The following is a 22,316-nucleotide window of genomic DNA, read 5'->3' as shown; positions in this document are numbered from 1 at the left end:
GTTACCTCGCTCTCTCGATGACCATGGCGATACCCTGACCGACGCCAATGCACATGGTGCACAGCGCCTTATCCAGAGACCGCTCCTGCAGTTCTAAGGCCGCGGTCAGGACTAGCCGGGCGCCAGACATGCCCAGCGGGTGGCCCAGGGCGATGCCCCCGCCGTTGGGATTTACATGTTCCGCATCATCCGGAAGCCCTAGCTCACGCAGCACTGCCAAAGTTTGTGCGGCAAAGGCTTCGTTTAACTCCACCAGATCGATATCACCGATCCCTAGGCCCAGGCGATCGAGCAGCTTCCGGCTGGCTGGTGCCGGGCCGATACCCATGAGGCGCGGTGGTACGCCGGCAGTCGCCATCCCACGTACCCGCGCTAATGGCTGCAAGCCATAGCGTTCTACCGCCTCGGGCGAGGCAATCAGCAGTGCCGCAGCGCCGTCGTTGACCCCTGAAGCGTTGCCGGCTGTCACCGAGCCGTCGGCGCGGAACGGCGTCGCCAGACTGGCGAGCTTCTCCAAGGTAGTCTCGCGCGGATGCTCATCTACGCTAACCTGCACCGGATCTCCCTTGCGCTGCGAGATCTCTACCGGGGTAATTTCTCGTCCTAACCGGCCGCTACGTTGGGCGACGGCAGCCCGTTGCTGGCTGCGCAGAGCGAAGGCGTCCTGATCTTCGCGGCTAATGCAGAACTCGGCGGCAACGTTTTCTGCCGTCTCCGGCATAGAATCGATGCCGTACGGGGCCTTAATCAATGGGTTGACGAAACGCCAGCCTATGGTGGTGTCGAAAATCTCTGCCTGGCGGGAATAAGCGGTGTCAGCCTTGCCCATCACAAAGGGGGCGCGAGTCATGGACTCTACACCGCCGGCCACGATTACTTCGGCCTCGCCGGTACAGATGGTGCGGGCGGCCATGCCGACCGCATCCATTCCCGACCCGCAAAGACGGTTCACGGTAGTGCCAGGGACTGTGTCGGGAAGACCTCCGAGCAGCACCGCCATACGGGCTACGTTACGGTTGTCCTCGCCAGCCTGATTGGCGCAGCCGAGAATAACGTCTTCCACCGCCTCTGCTGGCAGGCTTGGTACCTGCTCCATCAGGGCCCGTAGCACCTGGCCGGCCATGTCGTCTGGGCGAACCGTCGCCAGGGCGCCGCCGTATCGACCGATGGGAGTGCGCGTGCCGGCGCAGATATAGGCGTCTCTCATAACCCCTCCTATAGTGGGCAGTCCTTGTCGAAGTCAGGCTTGCGTTTCTCACGCAGTGACTTCAGCCCCTCCTGGACGTCGGGGCCATTGAAGCCCATGAACTCCAGAGCCAGCGAGGTATCGAAGGTCGGGCCTGCCATACGCAGCCAGTTGTTGAGTGCGTATTTGGTCCAGCGGATTGCCGTGGGCGAGCCGGATGCGAGCTTTTTCGCCACCTCCAGGGCCCTGTCGTGCAGATCCTCCTGCTCGGTGACCAGCGAGATCAGTCCGATACGCTCGGCCTCTTCACCACTCACCGGCTCGCACATCATCAGGTAATACTTAGCCTTAGCTAGGCCGCACAACAACGGCCAAACGATAGCGGCGTGATCGCCGGCAGCAACGCCTAGGCGGGTGTGGCCATCGATAATGCGAGCATTGCGCGAGGCGATGGAAACGTCAGCCAGCAGCCCAGCTACCAGGCCGGCGCCTACGGCCGGGCCGTCCATCGCCGACACCACTGGCTTTGAACAGTTGACTATGTTGTAAACGAGGTCGCGAGCCTCCTTCCAGACCCGGGTCAAGGTACCGAAGTCCCTACTCATCTCCTCGACCAGATCTAGGTCACCGCCTGATGAGAATGCCTCACCGGCGCCGCGTATGATCACTGCGCTGATGTCCGGATCAGCGTCGATGTCGCGCCAGACGCGCACCAACTCTCCATGCATGATGCTATCGGCAGAGTTCAGCCTGCCTGGATTGTCCATGGTGATCCGCAGGACTCGCTCCGCCGGACGATCGAACTTCAGGCGTTGATAGTCTGAGTAGCGCTCGCTCATATCTTTTTCTCCCGATCTTTCCAGTAGTTCTCGCGTAAGACGTTCTTCTGTATCTTACCGATGGGGGTTTTAGGGAAACTGTCGACGAATTTCACCAACCGCGGACGCTTGAAGCGAGCGAGACGATCGGCGCATAGTTCGACCAGCTCCTCCTCCTTGACTTCGACACCAGGTTTGACCAAGACATAGGCTGCCGGAACTTCACCCCACTTGTCGTCGGGGATGCCAAACACTGCACACTCCGCTACGGCAGGATGCTCATAGATGACATTCTCGATCTCTTTGGGATAGATGTTCTCGCCGCCGGAGATGATCATGTCCTTGGCGCGATCAACCAAGGTGACGAAGCCGTCTTCGTCCATCACACCTAGATCGCCTGTTAAAGCCCAACCGTTGCGCCAGAAGGCGGCAGTCTGGTCGGGCTCCTTGTAGTATTCGAGCATCACGTTTTCGCCACGGGAAGCGATTTCGCCTACCTCCCCGGGGCCAACAGGCTCACCGTTAGGATCAAGCAGGGCGAGGTCCACGTTGTAAGCCTGACGGCCAATCGAACCCAGCTTTTCTGGCAAGTACCAAGGCCTCAGAGCGGTGAGCACTCCCATCTCCGACTGGCCATAGGTCTGGATCATTTCCACCTTGGGCAGATGCTTAAGCATTGATCGCTGAACCCAGTCCGGCATTGGGGCGCCGGCGAACGAGAGCTTGCGCCAACTCTCGTACGGGGCAGCGTCGAAGTCAGGATCCTTCATGATCATCGATACCTGAGTGGGTACCATGAACGCAGCCGTCATTTTGGTATCGTGCACCATGCTGGCGAAGTCGGGCACGCTCCATTGGCTCAAGAAGGTACAAGTGGCACCGGCCAGGACCGCCGGCTGGAACATGATGTTCAGGGCCGCGACATGGAACAGAGGGGTAACGATGCCAACCACATCGCGCTCGTCGAGAGCTTCTTCCACCATCACCGTATGGGCGGTGATGGCACGATTACGGTGGCTGCAGAGTACACCCTTGGGACGGCCAGTAGTCCCGCCGGTATACGTCATGCAGAAGGGATCGTCCTCTTCAATCTCCACCTGCGGATAGTCATCTGCCCCCTCGGCAATGAAGGCTTCGAACAGCGGATCTTGTCCACCTTCGCCCAGACGCACTACCTGCTTGAGCTTGGGCAGGCGCTCACGAACGGCGTCGATTTTCTCGGCTAGCGCATCCTCGTAGAAGAGCAGCTCCACATCTGCCTGGTCCAGGACGTAAGTCAGCTCATCAGGCGAATAGAGCACAGAAATATTTACGAGTACTGTGCCAGCTCGTGCCGAACCGAAGAAAACAGTTCCGTACTCGATGCGGTTGCGGCTCAAAATGCCAACCTTCGCTCCCTTCTGAAGGCTGTAATCGATCAGTGTGTTGGCGAACCGATTAGCCGCACGGTCCAGCTCGCGATATTTGAGTTCCGTGCCTTGCCAGAGGATGGCGGGCTTGTTTGGGAAGCGCTCGGCAGCGCGACGCAGCATGTCCCCGGTAAGCATCTCAAGATCCTCATTGATTATTTTCAGCGTGCCGAGAACCTCGCAGTTGGCGCTCGACTTTTGCTAATCTTAAAGCATGTGAGCAAAAACAATTTCCGCACACCGGAATACTGGGAGAGCCAAGATGCCACGTGAAGACCGTCAGCTTGTAGATGCCCTAGCGCGTGGATTCGCCATACTCGAATGCCTATCCCGCGCCCGAAAACCCTTGGGAAATGGCGAAATTTCCACCATAGTCGACCTACCTCCTTCCACTGTAAGCCGTCTGACGCATTCTCTAACGGTACTCGGCTATATCCGCCGCAGCCCTTCACAGCGTACCTATGAGCTGACGCCAAAGAACCTCATTCTCGGCTACCCTGTGCTCGCAGGAATGTCACTACTTGACCGTGCACGCCCTTACCTGAAGAGCATTAGTGAGCAGACAGGGGAGACTGTGACTCTGGCCGTTCGCGATGGCCTCTACTCCACCTTCATGGAAGTGGTACAGGGGGTGAATTTAGTTGCGGTGCGTCTGGCAACCGGTGGTCGCTTGCGACTCGCGGTCTCTGCATCAGGAATCGCTATGGTTGCATCTCTGCCCGAGAAGGAGAAGCGGTCCGTCGCAACACGCATACGAGCCGATATAGCCCGACGTGGCGAGGATCCTACCGTCTTCAATAGCGCTCTAGAAGAATGTGAGGCGACGGACGTTGCGGTGGTGCGGAATACTTGGCAGAAGGGGATCGGAGGGGTCGCCGTCGCATTGCAGATTCAGGGTGAACTGGCTGCGCTAACTATTCCTGTTGCTACCGGAAGCGTGGGCGAGGAGTCGATGCGCAGCACCCTTACAGATGCGCTGCAGGAGGCGGCGGCGGCAATCAGCCCTAGCTACGACTCGCAGCCGGGCTGAGGTCATAGGGACTCTTAGGTCGTGCGCGCAGGCAATCCCAGCTGTGCGCGCCGCCGCAGCCACTGACTAGGGCGATAGCGATCATCGCCGCTGAGAAGTTGAGTCTGCTCCAAGATACGGAAAATCACTCCCGGCTCCAAGTGATCGGCTAGCTCCAAGGGTCCAAGAGGATAGTTCAGTCCTAACCGCAGTGCTAAGTCAATATCTTCAACTTTAGCAAGCCCCATCTGCGCCATCTCGCAGCCAAGATTAGCCACCATAGCAGCGATACGCTGGCCAACGAAACCTGGAGAATCGCCGATTAGGCTCACTCGCCTGCCCTGAGCAAATCGCGCTACAACGGACATCACCAACTCAGCATCGTTGCCGGGGGCAGCCATCAGTGTCACCCGTTTCTCGCAGTTGGTCACCGTGTCCACGCAAACCAAACGACGGTGATCAAGCCCATGGCGAGCTGCGTAGGCTGAAGCGTCCTCGCCGACTGGGGCAGCTAGCACTGGTGCCCGGCCATCGTCGCTCTTTAGCACAGAAGCGCCACAGGCCTCGACTAGGGCAGTGAGCTTGGGTGCTTCTCCGTGTACAAACACCTCCGTGGCTGGTTCGGCGCTGGCCTCGGAGTCGGGCAAAGGGGGGAGCACACCTTTTCTGTGGTCATAGAAGCCGCGGCCTGTCTTACGGCCCAACTGACCGGTGTCCAGCATGTAGCGGTGCAGCGGCGTAGAGCGCAGTCGCGGGTCATTGAAGAAGCTTTCGTGGACAAATTGGGTAACAGGGAAGTTCACATCAACCCCCGTGAGATCCATCAGCTCGAAGGGGCCCATGCGAAAACCGAAGCCATCGCGCATGATGGCATCCACTTGAGCCGGTGTTGCCACACCCTCGTGTACCAAAGCGAGGCCCTCAGTGGTGTAGGCGCGGCCACCGAAATTAACTAGGAAGCCAGGCGTATCTTTGACCACCACCGGCGTACGGCCGAGGCGTTGGCCTAGCTCGATTAGGGCCTCCATCACCGCCTCCGAGGTATCGGGGGCGCGGATCACTTCCACCAGCTTCATCACCGGGACAGGATTGAAGAAGTGCATCCCAGCCACTCGCTCTTTGCACTTGAGCCCGGCGCTGATCGCGCCAATGGGGAGCGAGGAAGTATTCGATGCGAGGATAGCGTCCTCACCCAGTAGCTCCTCCAGCTCGGAGAACAGGGCGGTCTTCACCTCCAGTTTCTCGACGATGGCCTCGATCACTACGTCGCAGTCAGCCAGGTCGCTCAAGCTAGAGGCTGGCGACAGGCAAGCACCGGCTGCCTCAGCATCCGCAGCACTCATCTTGTCGCTGGCGACGCGCTTTGCGAAGCGATCGCGAATTTTTTCACAGGCCTCGGCAGCGGCACCCTCACGGGCATCGTGAACCCATACGCGGATGCCGGCTACTGCTGCTACTTGGGCAATGCCGCTGCCCATAGCGCCGGCGCCGACCACGCCGAGGGTAAGCTCGGAGGAATCCATCGCTTTCATGCTTGCTCCTGCGGATTAGAGGTACGTTAAAGCAACGAGCGGGACAGGCCGCCGTCCACGGTAATGTTCTGGCCGGTCATATAGGCGGTATAACGTGAGCAGAGGAATGCACAGACCTGCCCAAAATCATCAGGAAGGCCTAGTCGGCGCATTGGCACCGACTCAGCCATGCGCGCCTTGGCGGCTTCCTCGCTGATGCCCTCTCTGGCTGCCTGAGCGGAGTAAACGCGATGCAGCGCACCGGTATCCATCAGCCCAGGGAGTAGGTTATTGACGGTGACACCTGTTTCAGCGACTTCCCTGGAAAGGCTAGCCATGGCGCCAGTCAGGCCAGCGCGCACGCCAGTGGCAAGGCCCATGTTGGGATAAGGTTCGCGTACGGTGAATGAGGTGATGTTGACGATGCGGCCAAAGCCTTCCTCTTTCATCACTGGCAGACACTGAACGGCAAAATCCAGGGCGGCAAGCATGTTGGTCTCAAGGGCCTTAAGCCAAGCCTCATGATTATGATTTTCTACTGGCCCGGGAGGTGGGCCTCCGGCGTTGGTGACCAGAATGCTGATCGGACCAATGGCGCTAGCCTCTTCGACGATGCGGCGACGCTCTTCGGGCCGGGATACATCTCCAACTACCGCTGTGGCGCCGAAACTCTCCGCGGTCTTAGCGGCACGCTCCGGATCGCGGCCATTAATGACCACCTTGACGCCAACGGCGGCCAGAGCTTGAGCACAGCTCAGCCCCAGGCCTTGTGTGCCACCTAGAACGAGTGCGGTCCGTCCGGAAATTCCAAGATCCATAGTGAGTTTTCCTTTGGCTGCTACAGGAGCGAAGGTAGGAACAGAATGATCTGAGGAAACAGGGCCAGTATCACAACGACAAAGCCGAAGATTGCAATGAAGGGCAACACCGAGCGGTAGACGGCCTGGATAGGCACATCGCTTGCCACGCCCTGCAAGGCGAATAAGGTATAACCAAACGGTGGAGTAATGCCGCCTATCGACATATTGATAAGAAAGATCGCCCAGAACCACATAGGGTCGAATCCCAAAGCATCGACAATAGGCTGGTACAGAGGCACTAGCAGGATCATGAGCGCGATCTGGTCGATAAACATACAGAGTACGAAGGGTAATGCCATCAAGGCGATGAACATTAGCACTAGTGAAATATCTAGCTCAGTGACCCACGCGACGAGTTCGAAGGTCACACCGCTCATGTTCAAAACCTGACTGAAAGATACGGAGCTGACCATGATTACCATGATCATTCCTGTTATCCATGCAGTGGCGCGCACGGCCTCGAACAGAGCTTTTAAGTCTAGCTTAGCGAATACCGAGCATATGACCATTGCAACGATACAGCCCATGGCTGCCGACTCCGTGGGCGTAGCAACACCTGCCAGGATCAGTCCCAGAATAGTGACTATTATCAGCAGGAAAGGAAGAGCACGTAGAAAAAGCGTTACCCGCTCCCGCCCTGGCAACGAAGTTTGCTGGCTTACCGGAGCTAGTGAAGGGTTCAGCCAACCCCGGATCACCACGTAGACGAAAAAGGCTAAAGCGAGCAACAGACCAGGAAGAATGCCTGCAACAAGAAGGCCGGATATGGACACCCCAGAAAGAATGCCAAGGACTACGGCCATCACGCTGGGTGGGATGATAGGAGCTAAGCTAGACCCTGCAAGGATAGCGCCTATGGAGAGATTGCGGTCATAACCGCGCTTGCGCATTTCCGGTAAAAGGGAGGCGCCCATCATGGCCGCGACCGCCATGGCTGAACCGGAGAGTGCTCCGAATACCGCCGACAGTAAGATGCTAACCGCATATAACCGTGCGCGTATATTTCCAATGAGGCCATCAACGGCGTTGAAAAGGATATGCACCGCACTTGAGCGGAACAGAATTTCGCCGAGAAAGATGAATAGAGGGATAGCGGCCAAAGACATGCTGGTGCCAGTATTGAGCATGGAACTCACTACCAGTGTCACGCCGTCGAAGCTGCCCCTGAGCAGGTAGATACCCAAGATATTCAGAGTTAAAAACGACAGGAAGATCGGCAATCCGGTTGCGAACAACGCGAGAAGCAGAAAAAACACTGCCGAAATAAGAACATACCATTCCATCAGCTGTTCTCACTATGCGTAGCTTCGGCAGTCAAGGAGCTGTCGAAGAGGTGCCGGAAGAAGTACAGGGCCATACTAGCCACTCCATAGGTCAAGGCCGCCATGACCCACCACTTTGGAATCGGCGTAACAGCGATCATCATCACGCCGCGGTTATACAGGCGAAGGGTCTCGTTGCCGGCGTACCAGGCAACAAGGACACAGGCGGATGCACCAAGCAGCATGGTGAAGCGTCGCATCCAACGAGCGGCGCTTGTCGGCAGAGCCTCAACAACTGCGTTCATAGAGGCATGTCCCATCTTCCAGGTAAGCATGGGGGCGGCAAAAAAGGTCACTAGGGCGAAGCTCACAGTGGCGGTGTCGTAGGTCCAACTAGCCGGCGACCCCAGCAAGTAGCGGCCTATCACTCCCCAGCCGGTCACAACCGTCAGGTATAACACGGCCAGCATGGCACCCCAGAAGCTGAGCTGAGTCAGGCTATCGTGCGCGCGCATAAGCGCGCGCACGACAGGACTCAGGAACGGTACCTGAGGACGGGCAGTATTCATTCGGCAGTCAGCCCAGCCTCTACGGCACGTTCATGGAAAGCTGCGCCGAGCGAACCTGAGCGTTCACGCACTTGCTTCCAGATGCCGTCGGCGAAAATCGCGTCCACCTGCGGGGCGGTCTCAGGGCCAAACTCGGTGATTGCCAGACCGGCTTCCTGCATGGCTGAATCCTCTTCGGCCCAAAGGGTCTCAAAGTGCTCACGGCCACTTATCTCCAAGTCTTTCGCCACCTGTAGGATTAGCTCCTGATTCTTCTCGGGCAGGGCATCCCAGCTATCGAGGTTCATGAACAATGAGAGATTGGTAACACCGAAGGTGGGACGAGTCATGTAATCGGCTACCTCGTACCAAGAGTAATCCATGGCACCGAACACAGGCCAGGCGGCACCGTCCACTACACCACGATCCAGAGCTGAATAAATCTCGCTAGCAGGAAGGGTTACCACTGCTCCATTGAGTTCCTGTACCATATCGTGATAAGTGGCCGAAGCGCGAATGCTCATACCGCTCAGGTCACCGGATTCTCCGATTGGGTCACGCAGAAGAAAATGGTAACCAGATGCAGCGGAAAATACCCCAATTAGCTTCAGGTTATGCTCTGTCTGGTAATGCTCGTCGATCAATTCGTAAATGCCACTTTCACGCCGTTCCTCGGGGTTATCTTTTACGGCATCCATCCCGAATGCCATTGCCGTCTCACCCAGATGGTAGGCGCCATGTGTAAATAAAAAGTCAAACATCCCTGACGAGACAGGTTGTAGCTGCTCGAACGGCGAGACGGTCTCAGGACCGCGCATGCTTATCTCTAATTCTCCACCAGAACGCTCCTTCACCTCCTGCATGAAGCCTTCGGCGAAAACCGGCACCGCGTTATAGCTGGCCTCCCAGCTGGAAAGCAATGTCATTGGACGTGCTTGTGCCGATCCAGCGAAGGCCATGGTGGCCACCAGCACGCCTGATACCAGAGTCTTTTTGAACATTATTTTTCTCCTACCCAGCATAGTAAATTCGCTTTCTGGATTCCGCACCACAGAAGAAACTGTCAAGAGCACCCCCTCCTTCGGATGTAGTGCTAGAGGCAGCATAAAGCATATTCGTGAACGTTAATTCTGCTCTGCGGAAATTGACGATGCTGATCAAACTTAGCATCCGATGCAAAAGGACTCCCTGGCCAATGCCGCTTAGCGTGAGATGGAAAGCAGAGGGGGTCGTGTGTTAGGGGGCCGATAGGTGGCTGGAACAAGTGCTTGTCATTTTCCTGTGAATGTGGGCGTACGCTTCTCTTTGAATGCAGCGACCCCCTCTCGATAGTCAGTGCTGCGGCCTGCAGCTCTCTGCAGATCACGCTCTAGATCAAGCTGGGCATCCATGTCGTTGCGTTCGGCGGCCTCCAACGCCTGTTTGATATATGCAAGGCCCTGTGTTGGTTGGGTTGCTAGATGACGAGCAAGAGCCATCGCCTCCTGTATCAGGTATTCATCATCCACAACCTTCCAGATAAGACCCCAAGCCTCCGCCTGCTCAGCGTCTAGTCTATCCCCGAGCAGGGCCAGGCCGCGTGCTCGAGCGCGCCCTACGAGGCGTGGCAACAGCCAGGTGCCACCGGAGTCTGGTACTAGGCCAAGCTTACAAAAGGCTTGCACGAAGCACGCCGAGCGTGCTGCCAGGACGATGTCACAATTCAACGCGAGGTTAGCCCCGGCCCCAGCTGCTATGCCGTTAACGGCGCAAATCACGGGCACGGTTAGGGTGCGTAGGCGGCGAACGAGAGGGTTGTAATAGACCTCCAACGATTGGCCTAGATCTGGTGCTTCACCGTTGGGTCCAGGCTTGCGCTCAGAAAGGTCCTGCCCAGCCGAAAAGCCTCGGCCTCGCCCGGTAATCAGGAGGCAACGCACCTCATCCATCTTCAACCTATCCAAGGCTTCCCACACCTCCTCATGCATCATCACGTTGAAGCTGTTGAGCTTCTCTGGGCGATTTAGGGTAAGAGTGGCAACGCCACAATCTATCGAAAATTCAATGCACTGGTAGCTCATGGCAAGCACTTTCCTATATCTTTTTTGGCTAAAACTGTGGATCGTAAAGAGTAGGGGGTCGCATTGACCAAGCGCAACACTTGCAAATCAGGTACCGTGCTGCTACGCCCCATGGCTGCTACCATGGTTTTTCAGGACTAGCCTCATGGCTTCCTGCGTTGCTTTATTGGTGAGGAAAGAAGCATGAATGGCATAACGGAAATACGGGTGGGGCATGGAGCAGATAATGTTCTTGACTCTGAAGGTATTGCAGAACTGCTGGCTGAGGTCGAAGCTGCCATAGCCCGAGGAAAGCCAATACTGTTCAAAGGTGCTGCCGAGGGGCGGTTTTTTTGTTCAGGTTTCGATCTTGCTGCGTTGGCCTTGCTCCCAGAGAAGGAACTCCGTAAGCGCCCGGCCATCACCCTTTGCGAGTGATCAGTCGACCGGTTTCCAGTGCTGAGGTAGGAGTTCGTGGATCTGGCTGGCCTTCTGCGTCGGCAGCCGAGCCAGCACGTCTTTCAGGTAGGCATGCGGTTCATGACCGTTCAGCTTGGCAGACTGGATCAGGCTCATAATGTTGGCGGCGCGCTGGCCGCTGCGCAGTGAGCCGGCAAATAGCCAGTTGCTACGCCCGAGTGCCCAGGGGCGAATTAGGTTCTCGACTCGGTTGTTGTCGATCGGCAACCCGCCGTCGTCCAGGTAGCGTGTCAGCGCCGCCCAGCGTTTCAGGCTGTAGTCCAACGCTTTCGCCGTTGCTGAGCCGTTGGGTACCTTCTCGCGGTGAGCCAGCATCCATCGGTGCAGCGTGTCAGCGATAGGCCTCGCTCGGGTGTCACGTAGCTGTTGGCGTTCTTCCGCGCTCAGCGGCTGAGCCTCACGCTCTATCTGGTAGAGCTGGCCGATCAGCTCAATGGCCTGCTCGGCAATCTGGCTCTTGCCGGCCACGTGCAGGTCGACGAACTTGCGCCGGGCGTGGGCCATGCAGCCGATCTCAGTCACGCCGTTGGTAAAGCTCTGCTTGTAACCGCCGTAATCGTCGCAGACTAGCTTGCCCTTCCACTCGCCGAGGAAGTCCCGGGCATGTTGGCCGCTGCGGCCGGGCGCGAAGTCGTAGATTACCGCCTTCAATCCGGCGTAGGGCGTGGTGGCATAGGCCCAGAGGTAGGCCCTGTGCGTCTTTTTCTTGCCCGGAGCCAGCATCGGCACCGGCGTTTCATCGGCATGCAGTATCGGTTCGGTGAGCAGGGTTTCGCGCAGGGCATCGATCAGCGGCTGCAGTCGCACGCCACAGATGCCGATCCATTCCGCCAGGGTGGAGCGTGGGATCTCCACCCCAGCGCGGGCAAAGATCTGTGACTGGCGGTAGAGCGGCTGATGGTCGGCATACTTGGCGATCATCACCTGGGCCAGCAACCCCGAGGTGGGGAGGCCCTTGTCGATCACGTGGGCCGGCATCGGTGCCTGGGTCAGCGTTTCGCACGCGTCGCAGACCCACTTGCCGCGGATATGCCGCTCGACGGTAAACACGCCTGGCGTGTAGTCGAGCTTCTCGCTGATCTCCTCGCCAATGCGCCGCCGCTGGCAGCCGCACGTGCAGTGCTCGCTGTCGGGCTCGTGTCGGATCTCGACACGCGGCAGGTCATCGGGCACGGGCTGGCGTTTGGGCTTTTGCTTGGTGGCGGGCACCGTCGCCGGGGTAGCGAGTTCTTCCAACTCGGCCTCGATGGCAGCAATGTCGGCATCCACCACCTCGTCCAGCAGGCTGATCTGCAAGACGTTGAGCTGTTCGCTGCGCTTGCCGAAAGCGTGGCGCTTGAGCAGCGCCAGTTCATAGGTCAGCTTCTGGTTGACCTGCTCGGTGTGGCGTAGCGTTTCTTGGCTCTGTGCCAGCGCCCGATCCTTTTCCTCGACCTGCGCCATCAGCGTTGCCGCCAGGTGGCGGAGCTGATCGGGAGAGAGTTGAGACAGGTCGGGCGGCATGTTCATCCGGCGATTATGCCAGTCCGCCGGCGGCAAGGGGATGCGCGGATCATCGAATGGCCAGGGTTCGCCTTATGTGCCGACGAGGCTTACAGCACCGAAATGGCCCCCGCCGGGCCGATGCGCTGCCAGGGCAGGCCCTGGACCAGTGCCGTCACTTGCTCCGGCGACAGTTCCACCCGGTCGCCGTGCCAGTTGCCGGCCCAATGGAACTTGCCTTGATTGAGCCGGCGCGCACAGAGCCAGACCCCCAGGCCATCGTGGATCAGCACTTTCATGCGGTTGCCGCGCCGGTTGGCGAACAGATAGGCGCAGTGCGGCCGGGCGGTACCGAATACCTTGACCACCCGAGCCAGGGCGGTATCGGGACCGGCGCGCATGTCCAACGGCTCGGTGGCCAACCAGATCTCGTCGATACGGATCACGACAGCAGATCCCGAAGCAGCGCCCGACAGCTCTGCGCATCGGACACCGGCCATTCGATGGTCACCGTGCCTTTGGGGCTCGGCAGTGAAAGGCGAATACGCTCGGTTTCCCGATGCTGGCCCGCCGCGGGTGTGGCGGTGCTTGCCATCGGCACTGGAACAAACGCCGGAGTATCACTTACCGGCGCCGACCGCCGAGCCTCACGGATCCACTTATGGACCAGATTGGCGTTCAGGGCATGCTCCAACGCGATGCCGGCCACTGAGGCACCGGGTTGTTGGCACGCTTCGACGATCATGGCCTTGAACTCGGCTGTAAAGCGGCGGCGCTTTCGAGGCGCCTCCCATACGCTTAACTCACTCATGGTAGGTGTCCACTAAGCAATAGATGGACACCTACCGTCATCGAAGTCGGGGCTCAGCGAAAGGTGTGTTCACCGGCCGGATACGGAACTCCGACAGGCTTTCGCCGATTTTCTCCATCTGGGACGAGTAGTGTTCACAGCTCCTGTACCGGTTGCAGTGTTGGCGAAGGGGCATGCCGTCGGAGTTGGTGCAACGCTAGTACTTGCGGCTGACCAAGCGATTATTGCGGCACGGGCAAAACTTCGTTTTCCAGAGACGATGCTCGGTATAGGACTATTCGCGGACATGGCAGCGATGATAGGCCACCGTGCAACAGGTCGACTGGCAGAACGGATGTTGATGCGGGCCGAGCCATTAACCGGTACGCAGGCGGTCAATTGTGGGCTGGCCGACAGTCTAGCCGAAGATGCTCCCGACGATGCCGAAGAACTCATTGCCAAGCTTGCCCCCGGCCCTTCGAGGTTGGCCTGGGCACAAGCAAAGGGGCTCTGCCGAGCGAATGTGTTGCGTGTACCGATTGAGGATCAACTCGATTCTTTCCTTCGGCATTGGGAGATCGCTCTCGCAGCGGAGGACATTTTTTGATACAAACTTACAGTTCTATGTGTCGAGTGAAACAGGTTAGCAAAAGTAATTATGGCTGGAGCTATGCGGTGTACCTAGATTTCTACCCGCTCATCCCTCTTCCGCCCCCTCACGATTCATCACTACCCGGTTCCTGCCGTCGCGCTTTCCTACGTATAGTGAATGATCCGCTCGCGTGATCAAGGAATCAAGGTCAGCGTCTTCAGTGCTCGCTAAAGCGATACCGATGGTGACGCTTAGGCGCATCTCGCTCATTTCTTCCTTTAATGGAAGCTCGGCGACTTTCTTCTTCAAGCGCTCCGCCACGGTCTGAGCGTTGTCGGGGCCGGTGTCCGGCAGGGCCACGATGAATTCTTCACCTCCGAAACGCCCTATCACATCCGTAGGGCGTAGAGTCTGCGCACAAGCTTCCGCGATCTTGGTCAGCACCCAATCCCCGTGCGTATGGCCCCAAGTGTCGTTAATCTTCTTGAAGTGATCGACGTCAATCATGAAAAGGCTGAACGGTTTCTTTTCCAAACGCGAACGCTGCAGCAAGGCCTTGGCCCGCTTCATGAAATGGCTTCGACTATCCAATCCCGTCAGCTCATCCCGCTCGGCGACCATGCGCAACTGAGCTTCCAGATCTTTTCGAAGCGCTATTTCCTTGAGCAGATGGCGATTTTGATTACGTTCCTTTTGCAGCAAACCAAATTGCTTGCGCTGAAGGTTTTCCAAACGCAGCAGGGCACAAAATCCCACGATATTGGTCATAACCAACAACAGCGCCAAGCGAAGCGTTACCACTGGCGAAAGATCCGCAAACAGCACTGCAGCGGCCAGAAAACCAACACTCAGATAGAGGCTTGCAAACGTTACCACCGTCAGCAGATTAGGAATCAGGAGAAAGAAGGCCATGGTGGCTACCACCACCGCGGTTATCTGCGTGGTGAGGCTCTCGGGGCGCAAGGGAACGATCAAAATGATTCCCGTTGCAAGTATCCATAGCGGTAAAGCGTGCAACCATTTTTTACTGAAATAGTTCCCATAGCGCCCGATAATTAACGCCAAGAGGAAGCAGAGACTCACCACCACGATGCGCATGGTGACAAGCAAGTAATATTCTTTGGTCAAACCAAGAAGATGGTAGTCCGTAATGGCAAACATACCAAAGATCAAGGCCACCAGGATCAGCGAAAGACGCGATTCGAACCGCACTCTCGCCTTCATAGACCTGCGAAACATCGACTCCATGCGATGCTCACAAAATTGCCCCGTCAACCAATGCACGGCATATTTCGTATTTAGCGATGACAAAGCCCCATGCTCCCTGTGGTAAACGTCGTTGTATTTGTAGTTCTGGTCAGCGAAGTTCCGGGAAAGCTGCCGGCTGAGCAAGAAAGACAAGATGGTCATGACCATAGATACTGGGCGGTCTCAAGTTCCAAGCGCAACACTATTGAAGGGTGCCCGGTCCAGCGACCGATTTCTTGAGCACCTCGGAATAGACTTCCAGAGGCGTTCGCCAGTCCAATGTCTTGCGCGGTCGTGTGTTCAAGGAATCCGCAATGGCATCGAGCTCTTCCTGGCTATAGACCGACAGGTCCGTGCCCTTCGGCAGGTACTGCCGCAACAAACCGTTGGTATTTTCGTTAGAGCCTCGTTGCCACGGGCTATGGGGATCGGCGAAATAGATGGCCGTCCCGGTCCGTTGTGTGATCTCGGCATGCTGCATCATCTCCCTGCCCTGGTCGTAGGTCATGGAGAGCCGCAAGGCGCGTGGGACCTCGTTCAGCTTGTCGCTGAACCCGATGGCAGCGGCGGTGGCCGTCGTGCCGTCCAGTTTGGCCAGTATCACCAGGCGCGTGGTGCGCTCCACCAGCGTGCCGACAGCGGATCGGTTGTTGGCTCCCATGATCAGGTCACCTTCCCAGTGGCCGGGCATCAGGCGGTCTTCGATCTCGGGCGGCCGCATATGAATGCTAACCAGGTCCGGGATCTGGCCACGCCGGTCTTTACCCCGGCTGCGCGGCCGACGCTTGCCGTTGCCCTGCCGCAAGCAGGCGATGAGCTCTTTCTTGAGAGAGCCTCGGGGCATCACATAGAGCGCGTTGTAGATGGTCTCGTGGGAGACCTGGCGGCGATTATCATCAGGAAACATGAGTGACAGTGTGCTGGCGATCTGCTGCGGTGACCAGTACTGGCGCAGCAGATAGGCGACTAAATCGAATAGCTCGCTGCCGGGATGCAGCTTTGGTTGCTGACGTGGCCGGTGACGCGCCAACCGAGCTCTATAGCCTGCCAGGCTGGCATCGTAGCCTCTGCTGGCATCGACCGTATGGCGAGCAAGCTCCCGTGACACGGTACTTGGCGCGCGCCCCAAGTGAGCGGCGATGGCCCGGATCGAGTGGGTGGTTCGCATCATCATGATGGCGGCTCGGTCTTCAGCAGTGAGGTGGCGATAGCAATGAGGCATGGCAACACGATACCTGATGGGTCAGGTGTTGCACTTCGTCATTGAGACCGCCCTGTTCCATCTTTAATTCCCTGTAGGCTCCACTGCGGCTCTGCTGACCCTGAACAGGCTTGTCCTAAGAAAAATTATCGGCATCTTGCCTCAAACCTTTAGCAGAAGCGACCGTCGTGCAACCATGAGAAGCATGCGCGATGCCCTGGCATGCTACGCTTCCAGCGTGCTCGCGACAGCAGGAGGAGACGATGGCCTTCCACAACCCGGACCCTAGAATGCGGGCAATTGAGCAGCGCAATGCCCGAGTGAAGGCCGATCTGTTTGCCAGGCTATTGGGTGGTGCGTGGCGTAGACTTCGCCAGGGTGCCCGGAGACTTTCGAAGAGGCGATAATGCTGCGACCCCACTCACAGGGGGCCGCAGAACAACGAGCAAAAGACGCACTTTCGCTACAACGTCTCTTCCAGAAGCATGGCCAGCCGCTTGTGATGCAGGGCATCGGCAGCCTCATCGTAGGAAGGGGCGTCCTTGGCCGTGAAGCCGTGGGCGGCCCTTTTGTAGAGCTCGGTGGTGAAGTGCACGCCGGCCTTGGCCAACGCCTCGTCCATACGTGCGATCTGCTCGGGGGGTAGTAGCTCGTCCTTGTCGGCGTGACCGAAATAGACGCGCGCATCGATGGTACCAACCACATTCACAGTACTGTTCGGGTCGTTGGCTTCCGCCAGCCGGGCCGAGTGGAAACCCGCCGCGGCGGCAACGCGACCGGGGTGTTCGGCTGCCATGCGCAGCGCGAAGGCACTGGTCATGCAATAGCCAACCACGCCCAACTTGCCGTCGGCGAATTCGGCCTCGTTCTCAATACACTCCAACAGCGCGGCGAAATCGCGGGATTGTGCCTCGGGCGTTAGGTGGCTGGCATACTCAACTAGCGTCGTTCGCACGTCCGGGTCGCGGAAGGACTTGCCCTCCGGCACGATGGTGCCGCTCGCATCGCGGTAGTAAACGTTGGGCATCAACACGGCATAGCCGTTTTCCGCGATCCGCTGGGCCTTCTCATGGTAGCAGGGGCGCACACCACCGATATCGGTGAACAGCACCACGGCCGGCAGCGGGCCTTCGGCGTTTTCGGGCATGAAGACATGAGCGTCGATGGTGCCGTCGGCAGCGGGGATATCGATAGCACGAGACATGAGCGGGCTCCGGTTTGCCGATGCGTTTTGTGGTCGGGGATGAATGTAGCAAAGATCCTGGCTTGAGAACTTTTCGCCTATCCTCATGACATGCTCGAGCCAGCTTACGACCTGCAGCGGCCGTGCCGCCAAAGGCACGTGCTGGGCCAAGACCATTATCCATGGCAATCATGAGGAGAGCGTCATGAAGGCTGAAGAGTTGAGGTCCGCCCAGGCACCACTGAAAGAGCGTTATCGCGAGGCACCTGATGACGCGCTGATCACACTGCGCGCGCAAGGACGTCTCGGTGAAGGTGTCAGTTGCAGGATCGAGACGGGCAAAGCGATGGTTGAGGCCGGGCTGCATCCCGCCACCGGCGGAGGCGGTCAGAGCGCGTGCTCGGGCGACATGTTGCTCGAAGCCTTGGTGGCCTGTGCCGGGGTGACGCTGAAAGCCGTGGCCACCTCTCTCGGCATTGAGTTGCGAGATGCCTCGCTGCAGGCGGAAGGCGATCTCGATTTCCGCGGGACTCTTGGCGTGTCGAAGGAAGTCCCCGTCGGCTTCCAGAATATACGGCTGCAATTCACCCTCGACACCGATGCCTCGGAAGAGCAGCTCGATACTCTCTTGCGCCTGACGGAGCGGTACTGCGTTGTTTACCAAACGCTGGTCCACCCGCCTGAGCTGACGGTTGCACGCAAATCCGTAACGGGCTGAGCTCTAAATCACTTGCTCTACATCACCCCCACTGAACTCACCAACCTGTCGATTCCGCAATGTCTCGTTCGATGACTGGATAGAAAAACAAACCCGGAGGATGAGTTCATGCGGAAAGTGATCGTTGGCGCGATGGTGTCACTGGACGGTGTCATGCAGGCACCCGGCGGACCGCAGGAAGACCCGACCGGCGGCTTCAGCTATGGCGGCTGGGTCGCGCCGCTGGTAGACGAGGTGTTCGGGGAGGAGATCGACAAGCTGTTCGGTCAGCCGTTCGACCTGCTGCTTGGCCGCAAGACGTATGAGATCTTCGCCGCGCACTGGCCCTATGCCGAGGATGGGCCGGACGACTCAATCGCCAAGACCTTCAATTCGATCAACAAGTACGTGGCGACCCGCAAGGGCTTGGAGCTGACCTGGGAGGGCTCAGTGGCCCTGCGCGATGCGGCCGCCGATGTCGCCAGGCTGAAGCAGGAGGACGGCCCGGCACTGGTTACCCAAGGCAGCACCGAGCTGGTCCACTCGCTGCTTGCGAACGACCTCGTCGACGAGATCAACCTGTTCATCTGCCCCGTCGTGCTGGGGAAAGGCAAGAAGCTGTTCGACGCTGGCGCAAGCCCAGCCGCATTCGAACTCACGGCCAGTCGCGCGTCGCCCAACGGCATCGTGATCGCGAAGTATGTACACGACGGCCCGGTGAAGACCGGCGACTTCGCCATGGACCCTCCCACTGCGGTGGAAGTGGCAAGGCGCGAGAAGATGCAGCGGGAGGGTTAGGTTAGAGCTTCCATCGTCCTCCCAACGGCAGAATGCATTACGCTTACCCGAGGGCCAGCGAGAGGGAGCGAGCCGATGAAGCTGTGTGCCGTGCAGTACGCCCCGCTGACGGGCGATGTCGAGGGCAACGTGGAACGCCATGTCGAGCTCGTCGAGCTGGCGGCGTCGCATGACGCCGAGCTGATCTTCTTCCCCGAGCTCTCGCTCACCGGCTACGAGCCGACGCTGGCCCAAGGCCTGGCCACTCACGAGGAGGATCCGCGGCTGGACGTGTTCCAGCGCCTGAGCGATGCCCACCGCATCGTAATCGGCGTCGGGATGCCGCTGGTCACCTCGCGAAAACCGCAGATCGGCATGGTGGTGTTCCAGCCTCACACGGGGCGCCACGCCTATGCCAAGCAGCGGCTCCACGACGATGAACTGCCTTACTTCTCTCCCGGTGAGCGGCCGATGCTCATCGAAACCCGTGAGCATCGCCTGGCATTGGCGATCTGCTATGAGTCGCTGCAACCCGACCATGTCGCCACCGCAGCGAGCCTCGGCGCGGACGTCTACCTGTGCAGCGTGGCCAAGCACGCTCCGGGTATGGACGAGGCCTATGCCTACTACACCACCTTCGCCCGCGAGCACGCCATGACGATCCTGATGGCCAACTGCGTGGGTCCCTGCGACGGCGCTGCCGGCGGAGGCCGCTCTGCGGCCTGGAACGATCGCGGCAGGTACGTTGCCGCACTCGACGGCTTGCAGGAAGCGATGCTCATGCTCGACACTGCCACGTTGAGCACGCAAGTGCTGGTCCCGGCTTCGCCTGCGGCATAGTGGGGCTCAACCAGCCCGCGGCCGGCCCGTCTGAATGAAACTCCCCTCCTCCAAGTAAACGGAACAACCTTTATATGCTGACGCTACTGCTGCTGTTGGTCGGTCTCGCGCTCTTGATCGTCGGCGCGGAGGGCCTCGTTCGGGGCGCGTCGCGCCTGGCTGCGCAGGTGGGCATCTCACCGTTGATCATCGGGCTTACTGTAGTGGCCTTCGGTACCAGCGCCCCGGAACTCGTCGTCAGTATCAAAGCCTCCCTCGACGGCCAGGCGGGTATTGCCATCGGCAACGTGGTGGGCAGTAACATCTTCAATGTGCTGTTCATTCTGGGCATCTCGGCGCTGATCGTGCCACTCGCGGTCGCCCAGCAGCTGATCCGCCTGGATATCCCGCTGATGATCGGCATCTCGCTGCTCGTGCTGCTATTGGCGCTAGATGGCGTTATCGGCCGCTTCGACGGCGGTCTGCTGTTCCTGGGACTGATCGCCTACACCGGGTTCCTGCTGTGGCAGGGTCGGCGGCAGTCTGCACCCGACGAGCCGGAGCCCAGCGAGGTGAAAAGCCCCCATTGGGGGCGGGACGTGCTGTTCGTCGCGGGCGGGCTCGCCATGCTGGTGGCCGGCTCGCGCTTGTTCGTCGACGCGGCGGTGGTGCTGGCCACTTGGCTCGGCGTCAGCGATCAAGTGATCGGCCTGACCGTGGTCGCTGCCGGTACGTCGCTGCCTGAGGTCGTCACTTCGATCGTCGCGGCGATGCGCGGGCAGCGCGACATCGCCGTGGGCAACGTGGTCGGCAGCAACGTGTTCAATTTGCTCGGCGTCCTCGGCCTGGCCAGTCTGATCGCCCCAGCCGGCATTGCCGTGACCGATGCCATGCTCAGTCTCGATCTGCCGGTGATGCTGGCCGTCGCCGTTGCCTGCCTGCCGATCTGCTTTACCGCCAGCGTCATCAATCGCTGGGAGGGGGCCGTGCTGATGGGCTACTACGTGGCCTATAGCGCCTACCTGATCCTGGCTGCCACTCATCACGATGCCCTGGCCGGGTTCAGTGCGCTGATGCTCTATTTCGTGCTGCCGATCACCGCCCTCACCCTCGCCGTGCTGGTCGTCCCCGAGCTGCGCCGCAGCGCAAGAGGGTAACGCGTGCATCACCAGCTCATAGGGCTCGCCGACCTCCTCCAGCATCCACAGGGGCCTAAACGAGCGGGCACTGACGCAGTGATGCAAGGTGCTCATGGCAGGTTCCTTCGGTAGCTTGGCGAGGGATTGCTTTACAGGTTTCTGGCGGCTGCGCGATGCCAGGCCGCCCTCTTCTCGGAGGTTACTTTGGTACGCCAGGCGCTCGAGAAATATCAGGTGTTGGTCTATCTGGCAGCCATCGCCATGGGCCTGGCCGTGGGCACGGCCCTGCCGGTGCGGGTCGGCATTCTGGAAGCGCTGCTGTGGCCACTGTTGGGCGCGCTGCTTTATGTCACCTTCACTCAGGTACCGCTGACACAGCTGCGGAGTGCATGGCGCGCTACGCGGTTCATGATGGCGGCGGTGATGGGAAACTTCCTGCTGCTACCATTGATCGCCTGGGGGCTGGCGAGCCTGTTCGCCGCCGAGCCGGCGGTTCGCCTGGGCCTGCTGCTGGTACTGCTGGTGCCGTGCACGGACTGGTTCATTACCTTTTCCCACCTGGGCGGCGGCAAGGCGCAATATGCCATTGCCTTCTCGCCGATCAGCCTGTTGCTCCAACTCGCGCTACTGCCCTTCTACCTGTGGTTGTTCCTCGATCAGAGCCTGCTGCTCGCCGTGGTACAGCGCGAGCTGCTGATGGCCTTTGCGGGGCTGATTCTGCTGCCTTTGCTGCTGGCTTACGTCACGCAGCAGTGGGCACAGCGCAGCCGCCCTCGCGAACGGCATATCGAGCGGCTGGGCTGGCTGCCGGTGCCGCTGTTGGCCCTGGTAATCTTCTGCATCGCCGTCACACAGGTCGGTGTCGTTAGCGGTTCGCTGCCCGTGCTTGGTGGCCTGTTGCTGGCCTTCATCTGCTTCATCATCGCTGCAGCACTGCTGGCTCGCTTGCTGGCCCGTGTGTTCGAACTTCCTACTACCCAGGGACGTGTGCTGACGTTCAGTCTGGCCACGCGTAACTCCTTCGTCGTGCTGCCTCTGGGGCTTTCTCTTCCCGCTTCCTACGAGCTGGCGGTGGTCGCCATCGTATTCCAGTCGCTGGTCGAGCTCATCGGCATGGCTTTTTTCCTGTGGTGGGTACCGCAGCGCCTCTTTCCCGCCGACTCCTGACTCATCACCAGGGCGCAATGCGTTGGCAATGCGCGCAGGTATCGGTGGACGGCTATACTCGTTACGTTACGTACCGCTTTGATACGCAAAAGAACCCGA

At 59.1% G+C, this 22,316-nt stretch carries 23 protein-coding genes; 8 read left to right on the top strand and 15 right to left on the bottom strand.

All coding sequences use genetic code 11. The features are described from left to right. Position 1 precedes the first annotated feature (1 nt). Genes pcaF through HNO52_RS03740 form a run of 3 tightly spaced genes read right to left on the bottom strand, consistent with a single transcriptional unit; the run spans position 2 to position 3,551 of the window. Positions 2 to 1,207, bottom strand: coding sequence for a 3-oxoadipyl-CoA thiolase (gene pcaF / locus HNO52_RS03750; protein ID WP_197567868.1), 1,206 nt, complete (start codon positions 1,205 to 1,207; stop codon positions 2 to 4). Positions 1,208 to 1,215: 8 nt separating this feature from the next. Continuing rightward, positions 1,216 to 2,025 carry an enoyl-CoA hydratase/isomerase family protein gene (locus tag HNO52_RS03745; protein WP_197567866.1) on the bottom strand — a complete coding sequence of 270 codons (810 nt, stop codon included), beginning with the start codon at positions 2,023 to 2,025 and terminating at the stop codon, positions 1,216 to 1,218. After that, entirely contained in the window at positions 2,022 to 3,551 is a 1,530-nt protein-coding gene (locus HNO52_RS03740; RefSeq protein WP_197567864.1) for a class I adenylate-forming enzyme family protein, read from the bottom strand. The genes HNO52_RS03745 and HNO52_RS03740 overlap by 4 nt, the downstream gene beginning before the upstream one ends. A gap of 124 nt (positions 3,552 to 3,675) precedes the next feature. Here HNO52_RS03740 and HNO52_RS03735 point away from each other — a divergent pair, with 124 nt between their 5' ends. Beyond that, positions 3,676 to 4,443, top strand: a complete 768-nt coding sequence (locus tag HNO52_RS03735) for an IclR family transcriptional regulator (protein ID WP_197567862.1) — start codon at positions 3,676 to 3,678, stop codon at positions 4,441 to 4,443. A gap of 14 nt (positions 4,444 to 4,457) precedes the next feature. Here the strand turns inward: HNO52_RS03735 and HNO52_RS03730 are convergent, their stop codons facing one another. The 6 genes from HNO52_RS03730 to paaG form a co-directional block, all read right to left on the bottom strand. After that, positions 4,458 to 5,954, bottom strand: a complete 1,497-nt coding sequence (locus tag HNO52_RS03730; protein WP_197567861.1) for a 3-hydroxyacyl-CoA dehydrogenase — start codon at positions 5,952 to 5,954, stop codon at positions 4,458 to 4,460. A 26-nt stretch (positions 5,955 to 5,980) separates the two neighbouring features. Then, complete coding sequence (locus HNO52_RS03725; RefSeq protein ID WP_197567860.1) at positions 5,981 to 6,751, bottom strand: SDR family oxidoreductase; 771 nt, start codon at positions 6,749 to 6,751, stop codon at positions 5,981 to 5,983. 20 nt (positions 6,752 to 6,771) lie between these two features. Then, positions 6,772 to 8,076 carry a TRAP transporter large permease gene (locus tag HNO52_RS03720; protein WP_197567859.1) on the bottom strand — a complete coding sequence of 435 codons (1,305 nt, stop codon included), beginning with the start codon at positions 8,074 to 8,076 and terminating at the stop codon, positions 6,772 to 6,774. Next, complete coding sequence (locus HNO52_RS03715; protein WP_197567858.1) at positions 8,076 to 8,624, bottom strand: TRAP transporter small permease; 549 nt, start codon at positions 8,622 to 8,624, stop codon at positions 8,076 to 8,078. Before HNO52_RS03715 ends, HNO52_RS03720 begins: the two co-directional genes overlap by 1 nt. After that, positions 8,621 to 9,604, bottom strand: a complete 984-nt coding sequence (gene dctP, locus HNO52_RS03710; protein WP_197567857.1) for a TRAP transporter substrate-binding protein DctP — start codon at positions 9,602 to 9,604, stop codon at positions 8,621 to 8,623. Before dctP ends, HNO52_RS03715 begins: the two co-directional genes overlap by 4 nt. 270 nt (positions 9,605 to 9,874) lie before the next feature. Then, entirely contained in the window at positions 9,875 to 10,663 is a 789-nt protein-coding gene (paaG, locus tag HNO52_RS03705) for a 2-(1,2-epoxy-1,2-dihydrophenyl)acetyl-CoA isomerase PaaG (protein ID WP_197567856.1), read from the bottom strand. A 183-nt stretch (positions 10,664 to 10,846) separates the two neighbouring features. Between paaG and HNO52_RS03700 the strand changes: the two genes are divergently transcribed. Further along, the gene (locus HNO52_RS03700; protein ID WP_197567855.1) at positions 10,847 to 11,080 is read left to right on the top strand and encodes a Clp protease/crotonase-like domain-containing protein; all 234 of its coding nucleotides are present in this window, start codon (positions 10,847 to 10,849) and stop codon (positions 11,078 to 11,080) included. Here HNO52_RS03700 and tnpC read toward each other — a convergent pair whose 3' ends face one another. The 3 genes from tnpC to tnpA all read right to left on the bottom strand — a co-directional run bounded on the left by tnpC (position 11,081) and on the right by tnpA (position 13,415). Next, positions 11,081 to 12,631 carry an IS66 family transposase gene (tnpC, locus tag HNO52_RS03695; protein WP_197565429.1) on the bottom strand — a complete coding sequence of 517 codons (1,551 nt, stop codon included), beginning with the start codon at positions 12,629 to 12,631 and terminating at the stop codon, positions 11,081 to 11,083. It lies immediately after the preceding gene. An 83-nt stretch (positions 12,632 to 12,714) separates the two neighbouring features. Next, on the bottom strand, positions 12,715 to 13,050 hold the full coding sequence (tnpB, locus tag HNO52_RS03690; protein ID WP_197565428.1) for an IS66 family insertion sequence element accessory protein TnpB: 336 nt from the start codon (positions 13,048 to 13,050) through the stop codon (positions 12,715 to 12,717). Then, positions 13,047 to 13,415: an IS66-like element accessory protein TnpA gene (gene tnpA / locus HNO52_RS03685; RefSeq protein ID WP_197565427.1), complete on the bottom strand. Its 369-nt coding sequence runs from the start codon at positions 13,413 to 13,415 to the stop codon at positions 13,047 to 13,049. The genes tnpB and tnpA overlap by 4 nt, the downstream gene beginning before the upstream one ends. A 19-nt stretch (positions 13,416 to 13,434) precedes the next feature. Here tnpA and HNO52_RS03680 point away from each other — a divergent pair, with 19 nt between their 5' ends. Then, complete coding sequence (locus HNO52_RS03680; protein ID WP_269476085.1) at positions 13,435 to 14,001, top strand: enoyl-CoA hydratase/isomerase family protein; 567 nt, start codon at positions 13,435 to 13,437, stop codon at positions 13,999 to 14,001. A 90-nt stretch (positions 14,002 to 14,091) separates the two neighbouring features. Here the strand turns inward: HNO52_RS03680 and HNO52_RS03675 are convergent, their stop codons facing one another. The 3 genes from HNO52_RS03675 to HNO52_RS03665 form a co-directional block, all read right to left on the bottom strand. Continuing rightward, positions 14,092 to 15,396 carry a diguanylate cyclase gene (locus HNO52_RS03675; RefSeq protein ID WP_232090520.1) on the bottom strand — a complete coding sequence of 435 codons (1,305 nt, stop codon included), beginning with the start codon at positions 15,394 to 15,396 and terminating at the stop codon, positions 14,092 to 14,094. 40 nt (positions 15,397 to 15,436) lie between these two features. Continuing rightward, positions 15,437 to 16,456: an IS30 family transposase gene (locus HNO52_RS03670; protein WP_197565507.1), complete on the bottom strand. Its 1,020-nt coding sequence runs from the start codon at positions 16,454 to 16,456 to the stop codon at positions 15,437 to 15,439. 442 nt (positions 16,457 to 16,898) lie between these two features. Beyond that, positions 16,899 to 17,639: a dienelactone hydrolase family protein gene (locus HNO52_RS03665; protein WP_197567852.1), complete on the bottom strand. Its 741-nt coding sequence runs from the start codon at positions 17,637 to 17,639 to the stop codon at positions 16,899 to 16,901. Positions 17,640 to 17,823: 184 nt separating this feature from the next. Here HNO52_RS03665 and HNO52_RS03660 point away from each other — a divergent pair, with 184 nt between their 5' ends. The 5 genes from HNO52_RS03660 to HNO52_RS03640 all read left to right on the top strand — a co-directional run bounded on the left by HNO52_RS03660 (position 17,824) and on the right by HNO52_RS03640 (position 22,217). Further along, on the top strand, positions 17,824 to 18,336 hold the full coding sequence (locus HNO52_RS03660; protein ID WP_197567851.1) for an OsmC family protein: 513 nt from the start codon (positions 17,824 to 17,826) through the stop codon (positions 18,334 to 18,336). A 108-nt stretch (positions 18,337 to 18,444) separates the two neighbouring features. Then, complete coding sequence (locus HNO52_RS03655) at positions 18,445 to 19,113, top strand: dihydrofolate reductase family protein (protein ID WP_197567850.1); 669 nt, start codon at positions 18,445 to 18,447, stop codon at positions 19,111 to 19,113. Between the two features lie 75 nt (positions 19,114 to 19,188). Further along, positions 19,189 to 19,932, top strand: coding sequence for a carbon-nitrogen hydrolase family protein (locus HNO52_RS03650; protein WP_197567849.1), 744 nt, complete (start codon positions 19,189 to 19,191; stop codon positions 19,930 to 19,932). A gap of 74 nt (positions 19,933 to 20,006) precedes the next feature. Beyond that, entirely contained in the window at positions 20,007 to 21,068 is a 1,062-nt protein-coding gene (locus tag HNO52_RS03645; RefSeq protein WP_197567848.1) for a calcium/sodium antiporter, read from the top strand. Positions 21,069 to 21,254: 186 nt separating this feature from the next. Continuing rightward, positions 21,255 to 22,217: an arsenic resistance protein gene (locus tag HNO52_RS03640; RefSeq protein WP_197567845.1), complete on the top strand. Its 963-nt coding sequence runs from the start codon at positions 21,255 to 21,257 to the stop codon at positions 22,215 to 22,217. Positions 22,218 to 22,316 lie beyond the last annotated feature (99 nt).

It is taken from the genome of Halomonas sp. MCCC 1A13316, from assembly GCF_014931605.1.
Lineage (GTDB): Bacteria > Pseudomonadota > Gammaproteobacteria > Pseudomonadales > Halomonadaceae > Halomonas.
Note: the sequence above shows the minus strand (reverse complement) of the source record. Positions and strands in the feature narration are given on the sequence as shown.

Bases quoted from the DNA above. Each gene is read 5' to 3' on its own strand.
- dctP (WP_197567857.1), bottom strand. From the start codon at position 9,604: ATGTTCAAAAAGACTCTGGTATCAGGCGTGCTGGTGGCCACCATGGCC.
- pcaF (WP_197567868.1), bottom strand. From the start codon at position 1,207: ATGAGAGACGCCTATATCTGCGCCGGCACGCGCACTCCCATCGGTCGA.
- HNO52_RS03670 (WP_197565507.1), bottom strand. From the start codon at position 16,456: ATGCCTCATTGCTATCGCCACCTCACTGCTGAAGACCGAGCCGCCATC.
- HNO52_RS03650 (WP_197567849.1), top strand. From the start codon at position 19,189: ATGAAGCTGTGTGCCGTGCAGTACGCCCCGCTGACGGGCGATGTCGAG.
- HNO52_RS03740 (WP_197567864.1), bottom strand. From the start codon at position 3,551: ATGCTTACCGGGGACATGCTGCGTCGCGCTGCCGAGCGCTTCCCAAAC.
- HNO52_RS03700 (WP_197567855.1), top strand. From the start codon at position 10,847: ATGAATGGCATAACGGAAATACGGGTGGGGCATGGAGCAGATAATGTT.
- HNO52_RS03660 (WP_197567851.1), top strand. From the start codon at position 17,824: ATGAAGGCTGAAGAGTTGAGGTCCGCCCAGGCACCACTGAAAGAGCGT.
- HNO52_RS03645 (WP_197567848.1), top strand. From the start codon at position 20,007: ATGCTGACGCTACTGCTGCTGTTGGTCGGTCTCGCGCTCTTGATCGTC.
- HNO52_RS03730 (WP_197567861.1), bottom strand. From the start codon at position 5,954: ATGAAAGCGATGGATTCCTCCGAGCTTACCCTCGGCGTGGTCGGCGCC.
- HNO52_RS03655 (WP_197567850.1), top strand. From the start codon at position 18,445: ATGCGGAAAGTGATCGTTGGCGCGATGGTGTCACTGGACGGTGTCATG.
- HNO52_RS03720 (WP_197567859.1), bottom strand. From the start codon at position 8,076: ATGGAATGGTATGTTCTTATTTCGGCAGTGTTTTTTCTGCTTCTCGCG.
- paaG (WP_197567856.1), bottom strand. From the start codon at position 10,663: ATGAGCTACCAGTGCATTGAATTTTCGATAGATTGTGGCGTTGCCACT.
- tnpC (WP_197565429.1), bottom strand. From the start codon at position 12,631: ATGAACATGCCGCCCGACCTGTCTCAACTCTCTCCCGATCAGCTCCGC.
- tnpA (WP_197565427.1), bottom strand. From the start codon at position 13,415: ATGAGTGAGTTAAGCGTATGGGAGGCGCCTCGAAAGCGCCGCCGCTTT.
- HNO52_RS03665 (WP_197567852.1), bottom strand. From the start codon at position 17,639: ATGTCTCGTGCTATCGATATCCCCGCTGCCGACGGCACCATCGACGCT.
- HNO52_RS03745 (WP_197567866.1), bottom strand. From the start codon at position 2,025: ATGAGCGAGCGCTACTCAGACTATCAACGCCTGAAGTTCGATCGTCCG.
- HNO52_RS03735 (WP_197567862.1), top strand. From the start codon at position 3,676: ATGCCACGTGAAGACCGTCAGCTTGTAGATGCCCTAGCGCGTGGATTC.
- HNO52_RS03725 (WP_197567860.1), bottom strand. From the start codon at position 6,751: ATGGATCTTGGAATTTCCGGACGGACCGCACTCGTTCTAGGTGGCACA.
- HNO52_RS03715 (WP_197567858.1), bottom strand. From the start codon at position 8,624: ATGAATACTGCCCGTCCTCAGGTACCGTTCCTGAGTCCTGTCGTGCGC.
- HNO52_RS03675 (WP_232090520.1), bottom strand. From the start codon at position 15,396: ATGACCATCTTGTCTTTCTTGCTCAGCCGGCAGCTTTCCCGGAACTTC.